This is a genomic window from Actinoplanes oblitus (assembly GCF_030252345.1).
Lineage (GTDB): Bacteria > Actinomycetota > Actinomycetes > Mycobacteriales > Micromonosporaceae > Actinoplanes > Actinoplanes oblitus.
This window is the reverse complement of record NZ_CP126980.1, coordinates 9,143,620-9,157,889: the sequence shown is the minus strand read 5'-3', so window position 1 is coordinate 9,157,889 and position 14,270 is coordinate 9,143,620. Positions and strand designations below refer to the sequence as shown.

Annotated in this window: 11 protein-coding genes and 1 tRNA gene; 8 read left to right on the top strand and 4 right to left on the bottom strand. The window is 72.2% G+C overall.

The window, feature by feature from the left end:
- Positions 1 to 305: 305 nt before the first annotated feature.
- The gene (locus Actob_RS40760) at positions 306 to 461 is read left to right on the top strand and encodes a hypothetical protein (protein WP_284922555.1); all 156 of its coding nucleotides are present in this window, start codon (positions 306 to 308) and stop codon (positions 459 to 461) included.
- A gap of 421 nt (positions 462 to 882) precedes the next feature.
- Here Actob_RS40760 and Actob_RS40755 read toward each other — a convergent pair whose 3' ends face one another.
- Complete coding sequence (locus tag Actob_RS40755; RefSeq protein ID WP_284917305.1) at positions 883 to 1,494, bottom strand: 5-formyltetrahydrofolate cyclo-ligase; 612 nt, start codon at positions 1,492 to 1,494, stop codon at positions 883 to 885.
- An 81-nt stretch (positions 1,495 to 1,575) separates the two neighbouring features.
- Between Actob_RS40755 and Actob_RS40750 the strand changes: the two genes are divergently transcribed.
- The 6 genes from Actob_RS40750 (at position 1,576) to Actob_RS40725 (ending at position 7,779) form a co-directional block, all read left to right on the top strand.
- Complete coding sequence (locus Actob_RS40750; protein ID WP_284917304.1) at positions 1,576 to 3,813, top strand: diguanylate cyclase; 2,238 nt, start codon at positions 1,576 to 1,578, stop codon at positions 3,811 to 3,813.
- Between the two features lie 81 nt (positions 3,814 to 3,894).
- The gene (locus tag Actob_RS40745) at positions 3,895 to 4,806 is read left to right on the top strand and encodes a UTP--glucose-1-phosphate uridylyltransferase (protein ID WP_284917303.1); all 912 of its coding nucleotides are present in this window, start codon (positions 3,895 to 3,897) and stop codon (positions 4,804 to 4,806) included.
- Positions 4,803 to 6,116, top strand: coding sequence for a molybdopterin molybdotransferase MoeA (locus Actob_RS40740; protein WP_284917302.1), 1,314 nt, complete (start codon positions 4,803 to 4,805; stop codon positions 6,114 to 6,116). The genes Actob_RS40745 and Actob_RS40740 overlap by 4 nt, the downstream gene beginning before the upstream one ends.
- Positions 6,117 to 6,752: a GNAT family N-acetyltransferase gene (locus tag Actob_RS40735; protein WP_284917301.1), complete on the top strand. Its 636-nt coding sequence runs from the start codon at positions 6,117 to 6,119 to the stop codon at positions 6,750 to 6,752.
- Positions 6,753 to 6,864: 112 nt separating this feature from the next.
- The gene (gene sepX, locus Actob_RS40730; protein ID WP_284917300.1) at positions 6,865 to 7,620 is read left to right on the top strand and encodes a divisome protein SepX/GlpR; all 756 of its coding nucleotides are present in this window, start codon (positions 6,865 to 6,867) and stop codon (positions 7,618 to 7,620) included.
- An 85-nt stretch (positions 7,621 to 7,705) separates the two neighbouring features.
- A tRNA-Ala gene (locus Actob_RS40725) sits at positions 7,706 to 7,779 on the top strand.
- Between the two features lie 530 nt (positions 7,780 to 8,309).
- Here the strand turns inward: Actob_RS40725 and Actob_RS40720 are convergent.
- A complete protein-coding gene (locus Actob_RS40720; RefSeq protein ID WP_284917299.1) occupies positions 8,310 to 9,767 on the bottom strand; it encodes a hypothetical protein in 1,458 nt (485 codons plus the stop codon).
- A 266-nt stretch (positions 9,768 to 10,033) separates the two neighbouring features.
- Complete coding sequence (locus tag Actob_RS40715) at positions 10,034 to 10,537, bottom strand: DUF2199 domain-containing protein (RefSeq protein ID WP_284917298.1); 504 nt, start codon at positions 10,535 to 10,537, stop codon at positions 10,034 to 10,036.
- A gap of 140 nt (positions 10,538 to 10,677) precedes the next feature.
- Between Actob_RS40715 and Actob_RS40710 the strand changes: the two genes are divergently transcribed.
- Complete coding sequence (locus tag Actob_RS40710) at positions 10,678 to 11,922, top strand: GAF domain-containing sensor histidine kinase (protein ID WP_284917297.1); 1,245 nt, start codon at positions 10,678 to 10,680, stop codon at positions 11,920 to 11,922.
- 48 nt (positions 11,923 to 11,970) lie between these two features.
- On the opposite strand, the gene Actob_RS40705 is transcribed toward Actob_RS40710, so the two are convergent.
- A complete protein-coding gene (locus tag Actob_RS40705) occupies positions 11,971 to 14,253 on the bottom strand; it encodes a bifunctional polysaccharide deacetylase/glycosyltransferase family 2 protein (RefSeq protein ID WP_284922496.1) in 2,283 nt (760 codons plus the stop codon).
- Positions 14,254 to 14,270: the final 17 nt, after the last annotated feature.

Here is a 14,270-nt window from a genome sequence, read left to right as displayed (position 1 = left end):
ATCCAGGCGGTCGCTCCGATTGCCGGCTCGGCCCATGGTCTCGCCCTCCCGTCGCCGTTCGCTCGCCTCGGTCGCTTGCTCAGGCGGGCGAGATTAGGCGGTATCCGGAAGGGGTGCGGGGCGCCCTGTGGACAACGGCGGAATGTGGATAACTCCGGACCGGGCGCCGGCCGGGACTAGCGTTGGCGCGTCGAATCGGACGCCGGGCACGCAAAAGGGCATGCCGGGGTCCGGCACGCCCTTTTGTCAGGTGTCAGGAAGCTGCGGCGGCCTTCGCGCCGGAGGTCGAACCGCTGCTCGAGGAGGTGCTGCTCGATGCGGACGAACTGCTCGCGGTGGTGGACGAGCTGGACGCGGCCGAGGCCGCGGCGGGGGTGCTCTCCGGCTTCTTCGCCGCCGAGTCGCCGGAGCCGGCGGACTTCTCCGCGCTCACGGTGCCCGACCGGGAGTCGTTGCGGTAGAACCCGGAGCCCTTGAACACGATGCCGACCGAGTTGAACACCTTACGGAGCTTGCCGTGGCAGTTCGGGCACTCGGTCAGTGCCGGGTCGGAGAACGATTGCACGGCTTCGAGCTGCTCACCGCACTCGGTGCAGGCGTACTGGTAGGTAGGCACGGCTCCTCCGGATCTGTCGGCTGCTGGCACTCGCCAACTCCGAGTGCCAATGTTGCGGCATCGGAGGTCAATTCGTCCACTCCAGCCCGTGTCTGAGGCCCCGGCGAGCCGCCGTATGTGACGAACTACGCGCGCGGCGCGACAAGACCACTGGGCTGCGAGTGGCAGAGAGCCCCGGAGCCCGGCGGAGGCACCCAGGATCGGAGGGGGCCTTGGAGGCCCGGTAAGGAGTCCGGGGCGGGGTGCGGCGTGGCAGTGGTCCCGCGTCAGATAGGACGTGGGGAGAAGCCGGACGGGGTGAGGGCGCCGTCGACCGGGCGGTCGTGGGGATCGGCGGGGACGTGGTCCAGGGCTTCGTGCTCGTGGAGAAGCGCCACGACCAGAGGGCCCGGGTGTGGCAGGCGGGACAGGGCTCGGTCGTAGGAGCCGCCGCCCTTGCCCAGGCGGGCGCCGTCCCGGCCGACGGCCAGGGCGGGGACCAGGATCAGATCGGCGGCGCGGTGGGCGGTGACGCCCAGGCGCGGGCCGGGAGGCTCGTGGAGGCCTCGGGTGGCGGGGGTGAGGGAACCGGTGTACTCGGCCCAGTCCAGGTCGTTGTCGGGGAGGAGGACCGGCAGGAGAAGGCGGCCGCCGGTGGGCAGGGCGGCGCGGAGCAGGCCGGGCAGGGCGGGGCCGCCGGGCTCGGAGGGGGACGGGACGTAGGCGGCGAGGGTTTTCGGGGCGGAGCGGCGTACGAAAGCAAGGGTTTGATCTTGAAGTTGGGTGGCGGCCGCGGCTCGGTCGGTGGCCGTAAGTGATCTACGGGCGGTGAGTAGCTGTGCGCGCAGCGTGATCTTGTTTTGGGGTGATTTTTCCGCTCCAGCGGCTAAATCCGACATGCAACACCCCCTTTTGAAAAGCGGCAAACGGTGCACACTATGTCAGCATCGCTCCAAAGAGGGCCACTCCCGGGAGGATGTGTGACATTACGTGGCCGGCTCACCAGTGCCTTCCTGGTGGTCGTGCTCGGTCCGGTCCTGCTCGGGTCCATCTTCGTCGCGCTGACCGTCGCCGCGGTGAGCCGGGACCGGACGAACGAGCGCCTCGATCATGCCGTGACGACCGTCCGGACCGCTGTCGGTGCGATCTGCGGACAGTTGCAGGCGGCTGCCGACGCGGTCGCCGTGGTACCGGCGCGGTCCCGATCCGCTGTCGCCGACCAGCTGATCGCCCGCGGCCTGGCCGCTGACATCCGGTTCACCGGCGCGGGATCCGGTGTGCTCGGGAGAGCCGCGGGGGCCGGCGAGCCTGCGGGAGCCGGGAGATCCGTCGGGTCCGGGGAGTCCGCGAGGTCGGGGTTCGCCGGATCCGGGGAATCCGTCGGGTCCGGGGAGTCGGCGAGGTCCGGGTTCGCCGGATCTGGGGAATCCGCCGGGTCCGGGGAGTCCACGGGAGCCGGGGAAATCGCGGGACTGGGGCGGCGGGCGCGGCCCGAGCAGACGGTGACGCAGGCCGGGTGGCAGGACTGCGCGGCGCCGAGCGGGACGGGGGCCACCGGGCTCGCGGCGTCCGCTCGTGCGGCAGATGTCACGGTGTTCGCGGCACGGCGAGTGGACTCGGGGCTGCTGGCGCGGCTCGGGGCGGCGGCCGGGGTCACCGTGACGCTCGGGGCGGGTGACGGGGGCGGCCCGACGCGGCGGGGACTGGCGCCCGGGCCGGGGCAGCCGCTGGCGCTCACGCTGGACGCGCCGCCGGCGCGGCCGACCTTCCGGTACGCCGTGCTCCCGCTCATCGTCCTGGCCACCGCGCTCGCCGCGGTGCTCGCCGCCCGCTGGCTGGCCCGGTCCACCACCCGTCCGATCGGCGACCTGGCCTGGGCCGCCGACCGGGTGGCGAACGGCGACCTGGACACCCGGGTGCCGATCCCGCGACCGGACGAGCTGGGCCGGCTGGCCGGGACCTTCAACCGGATGACCCGGGAGTTGCAGTCCTACGTGCAGGCGCTGACCGCCAGCCGTGACCAGTTGCGCCGGCACCTGGCGATTCTCGGGGACACCCTGTCCAGCACCCACGACCTGGACCGGATCCTGCCGGTGATCCTGCGCACCGCGATGACCGCTACCGGCGCCCGGGCCGGGCTGGTGCTGCTGGTCGACCCGGCGGACGGCAGCCTCACCGCCCGCTGCGCGGCCGGGCTGACCGGTGAGTGGGACCTGCCGTCGGCGGACCTGGTCAAACGCCGGTTGGCGCCGGGGCGCGGGGTGCTCGGCGCGGTGGCCGCCTCCGGAACGGCGTTGCACGGGGTGACGGGTCTCGGCGCCGGGGAGCCTGAATCGCGTGGGATGACCGGTGACGGTGCCGGGGAGCCCGTATCGCGTGGGGTGACGGGTGTCGGCGCCGGGGAACCCGCCTGCGAGTCCTACCTCGCGGTGCCGATCTGCGCGCCACCTTCGGGTGAAGACACGGATCCCGGGCCGGGCACGCTCGGCGTGCTCGCGCTCTACGACCGGCTCGGCAGCCCCTGCTTCGACGACGCCGACCTGCGCACTCTTCGTACCTTCGCGGGGCAGGCCGGTATCGCGGTGCACAACGTGCGGCTGCACGAGGAGGCGCAGCGATTGTCGTTGACCGATCCGCTCACCGGGCTGTGGAACTACCGTTATCTGCGCGAGGTGCTGCGCCGGGAGGTGGAGCGGGCCAACCGGTTCGGCCGGATGCTGACCGTGCTGGTGCTCGACCTCGATCACTTCAAAGAGGTGAACGACACGTACGGGCATCCGGCCGGCGATCAGGTGCTGGGTGAGTTCGCCCGGCGGATCCGGGTCGGCCTGCGCGAGGTGGACGTGGCGTTCCGCCAGGGCGGGGAGGAGTTCGTGGTGCTGTTGCCGGAGACCGACGCGTACGGCGGGCTGATCGTCGCCGAGCGGCTCGGCGCCCTGATCCGCGACCGTCCGGTGCGCGTCGATCCGCGGCGGCCCGGCCTCGACGACCGGATCCCGATCAGCGTGTCGATCGGCATCGCGGTCTTCCCCGAGCACGGCGCCACCGCCCAGGGAGTGCTGGATGCCGCGGACGAGGCGCTGTACGCGGCGAAGAACGCCGGCCGGGATACGTATCGTCTCGCGGAGAGCGTTTCGTCCCGCGTACCCGAGGGGAATTTCGATCCGGCCCGGGCCGGTAGCGGGCCGCAACCGCCGGTTCGTGGTCCTGGCCGATAGTCTCGCGGCATGTTCGTGGTTGCACGGCTGCGTGCCACGGACGACACAGCGAGGCACATTCCAGCGAAGGTGCGGTGACTGATGACAACGAACGCGCAAGAGCCCGGCAAGCGCGCGGTGAAAGCGGTGATCCCGGCGGCCGGTCTCGCCACGCGTTTCCTGCCGGCCACCAAGGCGGTGCCGAAAGAGCTGCTGCCGATCGTCGACCGGCCGGTGCTGCAGTACATCGTGGAGGAGGCGGCCGCGGCCGGGATCACCGACGTGCTGTTGGTGACCGGGCGGGGCAAGACCTCGATGGTCGACCACTTCGACCGCCGCCCTGACGTGGAGCAGCGGCTGGCGGACAAGGGCGACACCGAGCGGCTCGCGGCGGTGCGCCGCACCAGTGAGCTCGCCGACATCTACACCGTCCGGCAGGGTGAGCCGCTCGGGCTCGGGCACGCGGTCGGCACCGCGGCCTCGCACGTCGGCGACAACCCGTTCGCGGTGCTGCTCGGCGACGAGTTCGTCGACGAGGGCAGCCCGCTGCTGCCGGACATGCTCGACCTGCAGGCTCGCACCGGCGGCATCGTCCTCGCGTTCATCGAGGTCACCCCGGAGGAGACGTCTCGCTACGGGATCGCCTCGGTGCGTGAGTCCGATCTCGGTGAGGGCGTCGTCGAGGTGACCGGCCTGGTGGAGAAGCCGTCGCCGGCCGAGGCGCCGAGCAACCTCGCGGTGGTCGGCCGCTACGTGCTGCCCGGCAAGATCTTCGCGGCGATCGCCGACACCAAGCCAGGCAGCGGCGGCGAGATCCAGCTGACCGACGCGATGGCGGCGCTGCTGGAGGCCGGCACCCCGGTGCACGGCATCGTCTACCGCGGGGTCCGGTACGACACCGGTCAGCCGCTCGGCTACCTGCAGACCGTCGTCCAGCTCGCTGCCCAGCGACCCGACCTGGGCGAGGAGTTCCGAGCCTGGCTCGCCGAATTCGTCGGTGGTCGGAAGGGATGACCGCTACGGCCGATGCCGAGGCGGCCGCCAACGAGCTGATGCCTCTCGCCGAGTACCTGGGCAGCACGCTGCGCAGGCTCCGGGCGCTGCCTCCGCTCGACCTCGACCTCACCCAGGCGCACGGGAACGTGCTGGCGGCCGACGTGATCGCGCCGCACCCGTTCCCGGCGTTCGACCAGGCCGCGATCGACGGATACGCGGCCCGGTGGGAGGATCTGGCCGGCGCCGGGCGCCTCGGCGCGCACCCGGCGTTCGGCCAGTTCGACACCGGACCCACCCGCAGCGTCCGGCTGAACGTGGTGGGCGACCTGGGTGCGGCCAGCTGGCGGCCGGTCCGGCTGACCGCCGGCACCTGCTTCTCGGTGGCCGCCGGCGCGCCGCTGCCGATCGGCGCGGACGTGGTGGTCCCGGTGCACTGGACCGACCAGGGCATGGCCGCGGTGGAGATCCTGCACGCCCCGAAACGCGGTTCCGGGGTGCGCCGGGCCGGTGAGGAGCTGGCCGTCGGCCAGGTGCTCGCCACCGCCGGGTCGTACGTGACACCGCCGATGGTGGCCACCTTCGCCGCCGCCGGGATCGGGCACGTGCTGGTCCGGCCCAGCCCGCGGGTGGTGGTCGTGGCGACCGGCGACGAGCTGGTCGACGTGGGCCGGCCCAGCCAGCCGGGGCAGGTGGTGGACGCGAACTCGCACGCGCTGACCGCGGCGGCGGTGGAGGCGGGTGCGCTGGCGTACCGGATCGGCATCTGTGACGACGATCCGGAAGGGCTGCGCGGCCTGCTGGAGGATCAGACACTGCGCGCCGACCTGATCATCACGACCGGCGGCACCGGTACCGGGCCCGGCGACATGCTGCGCCGGGTGCTGTCCCGGCCCGGGACCGGGCGGGGCACCGTCGAGTTCACCGACGTGGCGCTCTGCCCGGGTACCGCGCTCGGGTTCGGCACTGTCGGCGGCGAGGAGGTTCCGGTGGTCTGCCTGCCCGGCGAGCCGGGCGCCGCGCTGATCGGCTTCGAGGTGCTGGCTCGGCCGGCGATCCAGCTGCTCGCCGGCGCCGAGCCGGTGTTCCGGCCGAGCGTGAAGGCACACCTGCTGGAGACGGTCTCGTCGCCGGGCGGCCTGCGGGAGTTCCGCCCGGCGCACGTCGCCGAGCGACGTGGTGGCGGCTACACTGTGCAGCCGCTCGCCGGTGGGCCGTACACTCTTTCCGGTTTGGCCGAGGCCAACGGACTGCTGGTGCTCGGGGAGCGGGTCACCACGGCGGCGGCCGGTTCCACCGTGGACGTGTTGCTGCTCGACCGGAGGCGATGAATGCTCGGGGCGACCCCCGGCTGGCCCGCTGTGCTGGCGGACGGGCCGGTGTTGCTGCGGCCGTACAAGCGCGGTGACGCCCGGGCCTGGTCCGAGGTGCGGATCGCCAACCAGCCCTGGCTGTCGCCGTGGGAGTCGGCGCCGCCCGGCCCGTGGGCGGAGATGAACTCGATCCGCGCGTACTCGTACGTCTACCGCGACATGAGGCGGGCCGCCCGGCGCGGGGACAGCATGCCGTTCGCCGTCTGCCTGCTGGAGGACGGCCGGGAACGGCTGGTCGGGCACGTCAACCTGGGCAACATCGTGCGGCGCGCGTTCGCCTCGGCGTACGCGGGCTACTGGGTGGACCAGCGGGTGGCCGGTCGCGGGGTGATCCCGACCGCGCTCGCGCTCGCCGTGGACCACGCGTTCGGGCCGGGTGGCCTGCACCGGATCGAGGTCAACATCCGGCCGGAGAACGGGCCGAGCCGCCGGGTGGTGGAGAAGCTGGGGTTCCGCGAGGAGGCGTACCACCAGCGGTACATGCACATCGACGGTGGCTGGCGCGACCATCTGGGCTATGCGCTGACCAGCGAGGAGGTGGCCGCCGAGGGCGGTCTGCTGTCCCGCTGGAAACGGGTTCGCTCGACTAAATGATCTTGGGCGGGCGACTGCCGTCGGCGCGGCGCGCGAAATATCACCGCTACCGCCCGTAACCTCGCATTCGTCGTGTCATTTGTCATGTGATCTGTCGTGGCGGAACGGAGGGGTGAGGGTGCCGACCTCGGTGCTCCTCGCCGTCCTCGCCGCGGCCGGGCTGCTCGCCCTCGCCCCGGCGCTGGTCCGCCGGTACGACGCCACCGAGCGCCTCGCCGCGGAGCGGGCGTCGTCGACGGCGCGGGTGCTACAACGCCACCGCCGTCGCCGCACCGTGCCCGGACGCCGACCGATCAACCCCGGACGCCGGGTTACGGTTACGCTGCCCGCCCCATCGGGTGAAAAGTCGCCACCGCCACAGCGCCGGCTGCGCCTGGTCACCGGCCGCCGGCCGGTCCGCCGCGCGCCGCGCCGCCGAGGCGCTCCGGCGGTCGTCCGCCGCCGCCGGGTCTTCGCCGCGCTGGTCCTGCTCAACGTCATCGAACTGGTCGGGGTGCTGGCCGTCGGCCCCGGCTTCTGGATCAGCTTCGCGGTGACCGGTACGCTGCTCGGCAGCTACCTGGTCCACCTGCGCAACCGGGCGATCGCCGACCGGCGCCGCCGCCGGATCCAGGCCCGCGAGGCGGCGTGGCTGGCCGCGCGGCAGGCCGAGGTACGCCGGGAGCAGGCCCGCCGGGCCGCGGCACGCCGCGAGGCCCAACGCCGGCTGGCCGCGCAGAAGGAGGCGGTCCGGCGCGCGGCGATGGGCCTCGACCGGGAGCCGTCCGACCTGCCGGTCGCCGCCAACGGCGGATCGGTCAGCTACCGCCGCCGCGGCGGCCTGCGCGGGCGCGCCTACGAGGCCGGGGGGCGCCATCACACCGCTTGATGGGAGGGGTGGTTCGCGAGGTGGCGGACAGACCTGTTAGCCTTTCGGAGGTTCCACGGTGAAGGCCTCACCGGAGAGCCGACCAGGGGCTGTGGCGCAGACTGGTAGCGCACCTCGTTCGCATCGAGGGGGTCAGGGGTTCAAATCCCCTCAGCTCCACACCTAGGCACCCCCTGTCCGCAAAACGCGCGGACAGGGGGTGTTTCGCATTGTCTGCTCCGGGGGCCGAGCCCCCGGACGCCCCGCGTTCCGGTGGTTGCGGTGGGGGTGGCGGTCGCGGTTAGTGCGTTGGGTGCTGTTGCGGTTGGGATCGGGTTGTTTGTGGTTCGGGTTGGGATTTGTGTACGCCGCGAGCCGCCAGCCCAGCCGCGAGCCGCGAGCCGCGAGCCGCGAGCCGAGCCGAGCCGCCAGCCCAGCCGCGAGCCGAGCCGCCAGCCCAGCCGCCAGCCCAGCCGCCAGCCCAGCCGCGAGCCGAGCCGCCAGCCGAGCCGCCAGCCCAGCCGCGAGCCGAGCCGCCAGCCGTCCGCGTCAGCTGCCAACCGTCAGCGCGAGCTGCCGCCGACTGCCGCCGACTGCCGACGCCGCCTGCCAGCTGCCAGCCGTTAGTTGCGGGTGAGGACGGTGGGTGGGTGTTGGGGGGTGGGGCTTGGAGACCGGCCACGGCGAGCCGTGGCCGGGGTGGGGGTGGGTCAGGCGGAGCGGCGGCGGGTTAGGAACAGGGTTGCGGTGCCGAGGAGCAGCAGGAGGGTGCCGGCGCTGAGGAGGCCGCTGCCGGGGCCGGTGATCGGGAGGCTGGTGCCGTCGTTGCCCGGGGTGGTGGTTGCGGTGGGCGCTGCGGTCGCGGTGGGCGAAGTGGTCGCGGTGGACGTGGTGGGCACCGTGATGGCCGCCTTGTTGTTGGCGGTCGTGGTGTCCGCGGACGGGCCGGTGCCGGCGACGGTGATCGAGCCGCCGCGGCCCGGGGTGCCGACGATGTGCAGGCGCACGGTGCCGGTCGCGGTGGCCTTGGCGGCCAGCGGCTCCTTGACGACGCAGGTCAGGCGCTTCTTGTCAGCGGAGACGGTGCAGCCCTCGGTGGGCAGCACCTCGGTGCCGCTCGGCGCCACCACGGTCAGGGTGTGCCCGGTGGTGTCGGACGGGCCGGCGTTGAGCAGGGTCCAGGTCACCGTGGCGGTGTCACCCTGGCGGACGGTCTTCGCGCTCAGTCGCGCGTCGAGCTTGTTCGCCGGCGTGGTGAGGACCAGGGTCTGGGTGTTGTCGGCCGGGCGGGCCTCGGCGCCGTCCACCACCGCCTCGACCGACACCTTGAGTTCGGCCGGTCCCGGGGTGCTCGCCGGGAAGGTCGCGAAGAATCGGTCCGGTGCGCCGGAGCCGGCGGCCGCCTGCAACGAGAGCGACTGGTACGGCGCGACCGTCACGTCCACCGAGCAGGTCATCGTGAACGGTCCGAGACGGGTGGCGCCCTGCGCGGTCCCGCCGTCGTACGCACAGGCCGGGTTCGGGTTGAGGTCCCCGATCGCCACGCCTGCCGGTACGCGCATCACCACCTGCTTGAACCGGCTCGGGGCGTCACCGTAGTTCCGCGCGCCGACGATGAGCGAGCTGCGGCCGTTCTGGAAACCGCGCTGGTCGACGTAGAGCTGCAGGTCCGGTCCCGGCGCGGTCACCCAGACCGGGATCGATCGGTGGGCGTCGCCGACGCAGCCCGTACAGCTCACCCGGCCCTCGATGGAACCGAGCGGGCCGACCGGTTGCCCCGTGGCGACCAGCCGGAACGGCTTGAACTCGACGGACTGGATCGCCGCGATGATGTCGCCGAGGGCACAGCGGACGGTGGCGCCGCTGATCGTGCAGCGGTCGTCCACCCCGGTGACCTTGACGGCGCTCGGCAGGCCGGACAGGTCGAGCGTCATGACGACGTTCTTGGCCTCCCCGGTGTCCGACGTGCCGCCGTTGATCATCTTGAACTGAGGCTCACCGACGCCGTCCTGGAGCCGGATCTCGGTGGCCGCGTCCTGGTCCGGAAGGTTGTAGTACATCCAGATCGGGTCCGGTGGGACGGCGGCCTGTGCCGAGGAGGCGGGCAACGCGCCGGTCATGGCTGCGAGGGCCAGCAGCCCCAGGACGGCGCGGACGGTGCGGCGCATATCGCTCCCGTTAACGAGTGGGGGGTGAGAGAAGATCAGCACGATAACAACGGGTGAGCCGGACACGCTGCCCGGCCGGTCGCAATGCCGACAATCCGGACGATGCGCTTTTTGCGCGTCGCCACCACCCGCGGACGTCGCCCTTGCGGGCCGGGCGTTCTGGACGCGCAGCGGCCAGCCCGGCCCGGAAGGGTCCCTGGCGGGAGCGACGATCAGTGATCAGCGCGGATCCGAGTCATCGATCTCTTGATCTTGATCCCGGGTGGTCAGCGGTGCAGGTGCAGGCTGGCGATCTCCTCGACCCGGGAGCGGAAGATGCCGGCGCGCTGTTCGATGGCCAGCGGGTGGCCGGTGGGCTCCAGCTCGATGTAGGGAGGCTGGCCCACCGGGCGGGTGTGTACGTTCGTCTTCAGGTTGAGCGTGCTCGGGGTGTAACCGGCGATCTCGTTGGAGAGCCAGCCGAAATAGGGCGGCTCGTCCTCGCGGCCGGGCTGCTCCCAGATGTCGACGGCGCGGGTGAAGTTGGGGCGGCTCAGGGACACCCACATGCTGTAGGTGAAGATCTCGCCGGTGTCCCAGACGGGCAGTTCGATCAGGCCGCGGATGAAGAACCGCTCACCGCTGATCACGCACAGGTCGGAGTCGAGCAGGCAGCCCTCGGTGTCGGCCATCTCCGGCAGCCAGAGGTCCGGGGCCGGCGCGGCGAAGCTCAGCGGCGGACCGCTGTGTGTCGAGCCGCAGGTGCCGCACGCGAACTCGTCGGTGTTCATGGCCGCGAAGCATACGGCCGCGCGGCGCGGTGATCAGCGGCACGCCGCGGAAGTCACACCAGCCGTACGGGATTTGGGCGAAATGCGAAGGTGGCTACTTTTGCCTGGTATCTCTGAAGCAAGTCTCGGAGGTGACCGTCATGAAAGCACCCCTACCCGACAACGAGATCGAGCGGCTTGCCGCGCTCTACTCGCTCGACATCCTGGACAGCCCGCCGGAGAAGGACTTCGACGACATCGTCGCGCTGGCCGCCGGGGTCTGTGAGACCCCGATGTCCATGGTCAGCCTGGTCGACGCGGACCGGCAGTGGGCGAAGGCCAGCACCGGCCCGGATTTCACGGAGACACCGCGGGACCTGTCGTTCTGCGCGCACGCGATCCTCGGCCGGGACCTGCTGATGGTTCCGGACGCCACCCAGGATCCACGGTTCGCCGACAATCCGGCGGTGACCGCCACGGACGGGACCCGGTTCTACGCCGGGGCGCCGCTGATGACCACCGACGGGTTCGCGCTCGGCACGCTCTGCGTGATGGACACCGAGCCGCGGCGGCTGGGGATGGAGCAGCAACAGGCGCTGCGGGCGCTGGCCCGCCAGGTGACCGCGCAGCTGGAGTTGCGGCGGTACGCGTACGCGCTGGCCAACACCACGGCCCGGCTGCAGGAGCTGGAGCGCCGCAAGGACGATCTGGCCGGCCTGGTCGGCGGGGAACTGCGGTCGTCGCTGCGGCTGATGTCGACGTACCTGGAGAGCCTGGGCGACACCGGCTACCACGACTTCGAGCTGGCCGACCTGGTCGGCCGGGCCACCGCGGCGCACGTGCGCGGTTTCCGGGAGCTGGTCGACCACCTGACCCAGATGGCCGACGCCGGCCTGGGCGGGGAGAGCCTGCACATGCGGCAGTGCGATCTGACCCGGGTGACCCAGCGGGCGGTCGAGGCGGTCCGCCCGATCGCGGCCAGCAAGCACATCTGGATCCTCAACCAGGCCGGCGGCCCGGCGCTGCCGATCATCGCCGACCCGGTGCGGCTCGAGCAGGTGCTGACCCACCTGCTGTTCGCCGCGGTGAAGTACACGCCGGAGGGCGGCCGGGTGCGGGTCGGCACCGAGATGGAGTCCGGGCCGACGGTGCACCTCGACGACATGGACCTGCCCGACGGGATGCGCCCGGACCTGTTCCCGCACCTGTACTACGGGGCGATAGCGAACCCGGCGGACGTGCCCGGCCCGGACCGCGGGCTGGCGGTGGCCAAGCGCATCCTGGACGCGCACCACGCCACGGTGGCGCTCTCCGACCGGCCCGGCGACGGGACGTCGCTGCACGTGGTCTTCCCGTACGCCGATCTGACGCCGGACGAGCTGATCAGGGACCTGGCAGTGGCCTGACAACCCGCGTCCCGCCGGCTGTGGTTCGGCGGGACGCGGGTCCGTTCCTCAGTCGCGGTAGACCGGGGAGGGCACCGCGGGGGTGGTCGGCGGGGCGACCGCCCGCCCGACCGGCTGCTGCTGCCGGGGCACCTCCGGCACGCTGGGCGGCCAGGTGTCGACGGCCGGCGCCACCTTCGCACTCCGCGGCGGCGGGGTGGCCGAGCGCGGGGCCAGCCCGGCCCGGTTCAGCTTGTGCCAGCGCAACCGGCCACCGGTCAGCGCCGTGGTCGCCGACTGGATCAGCACCAGGTACATCAGCTGCCGGTAGGCGAACTGCTGCAGCGGCAGCCGCCAGAGCGCCTTGATCGGCTCCTTGTCGAACCGGAACGCGATCAGCGCGGTGAACAGCTGCAGGGCCAGCATCCCGAGCCAGGCGATCACGGTCTCCGTCAGCTCCCAGAAGACCAGGCCGTAGACCAGCATGATGTCGACGACCGGGGCGAGCATCGGCAGCGCCACCCCGAACAGCGCGAGGAACGGCAGGCCGACCCGGCCGAAGCGCCCGGACGGGCCCTTGTCGAACAGCGCCCGGCGGTGCTTCCACATCGCCTGCATGGTCCCGTAACTCCACCGGTAGCGCTGCCGGTACAGCTGCTCCAGGGTGGTCGGCGCCTCGGTCCACGCCTTGGCGTGCTCCTCGTAGACCACCCGCCAGCCCTGCCGGCACAGCGCCATGGTGACGTCGGTGTCCTCGGCCAGGGTCTCGTCGCTGATCCCGCCGACCTGGGCCAGGGCCGCACGGCGGAACGCGCCGATCGCCCCGGGCACTGTCGGCATGCAGTTGAGCGTCTCGTAGAGCCGGCGGTCCAGGTTGAAGCCGATCACGTACTCGATGTGCTGCCAGGTGGAGACCAGGGTGCCGCGGTTGCCGACCTTGACGTTGCCGGCCACCGCCCCGACCGCCGGGTCGCCGAACGGCTGCACCAGCTTCTGGATCGAGTCCCGCTCGAAGACGGTGTCGCCGTCCACGGTGACGATCAGGTCGTGCTTGGCCAGCGCGATGCCGGCGTTCAGGGCGTTGGACTTGCCGCCGTTGGGCACCCGGACCACGCGGACGTTCGGCAGCCCCAGCCCCTCGGCGATCTCGGCGGTGTCGTCGGTCGAGCCGTCGTCGACCACCACCACCTCGATCTCCGGGTAGTCGCCGCCGGCCAGCGACCGGACGGCCGCCTCGATGCCCTCCTTCTCGTTGTAGGCCGGCACGATCACCGACACCGGGTCGGTGACCGGCTCACCCCAGCGCCAGCCGGGTCTCCGCCGTTGCCGGGCGTGCCGGCTGGCCAGCGTGAGCAGCAGCGCGGTCCGGCCCACGGTCAGCACGCCGACCACCACGAACAGCGCGGCCACCACGGTGACCAGGCCGTCGGCCAGGCGTACGGTCCAGATCAGCGCCATCCCGCGCCACTCGTCGCCGGGAGCGGCGGCCGGGTTCAGCGGCAGGGCCGGGATGACCGAGGCGCTCTCCGGGGCCCGGCCGGACTTGACCGCCGCGGACTGCTCCTCGATGCCCAGGTTCAGGCCCTCGGTGACGGTGGTGAACCGGTAGCCGCGGGCCTTCATCATCGGGATGAACTTGGCCAGTGCCGCGACGGACTGCGAGCGGTCGCCGCCGGCGTCGTGGAACAGGATGATCGCCGAGCTGTCGCCGGTCGGCATCGCGTTGTGGATGATCCGGTCGACGCCGGGCCGCTGCCAGTCCTCGCTGTCCGTGTCGTTGACGACGACCAGGTAGCCGGCCCGGCCGGCCTCCTTGACGATCTTCCAGTTGACGTCGTCGATGGCGTTGGCCTTCGACGAGTAGGGGAACCTGGCCAGGTTGGTGTGCACGCCGGTGGCCTTCGCGATGGCCACCTGGGTCTGGGACAGCTCCAGGTGCCGCCGCCACGGCGCGAGCAGCTGCATGTTCGGGTGGGTGAAGGTGTGCAGGCCCAGCTCGTTGCCGTCGTCGACGATGCTCTTGGTCAGCGCCGGCTGGCGGGCCACCTGGGAGCCGACCACGAAGAACGTGCCGTGCGCGTCGTTCTCCCGGAGCACCTGGAGGACCCTGGGGGTCCAGGTCGGGTCGGGGCCGTCGTCGAAGGTGAGCGCGATGGTGCGGTCCGGCAGCCGGCTGGTGGTCTCCTGCCCGCCGGTGGTGTTGACGATCGGCCCCCCGCCGCGGATCGACAGCGGCACGCCGTCCTGGTCGCCGACCTCGGTCTCCTTGTGGTCGGCGGTGAACTCGGCGTTGATGTACGCCTGCACCACCAGCACGGCGATGAAGAAGCCCAGCACCAGCGAGCCGAGCATCACCCGCGGCCGGGGCA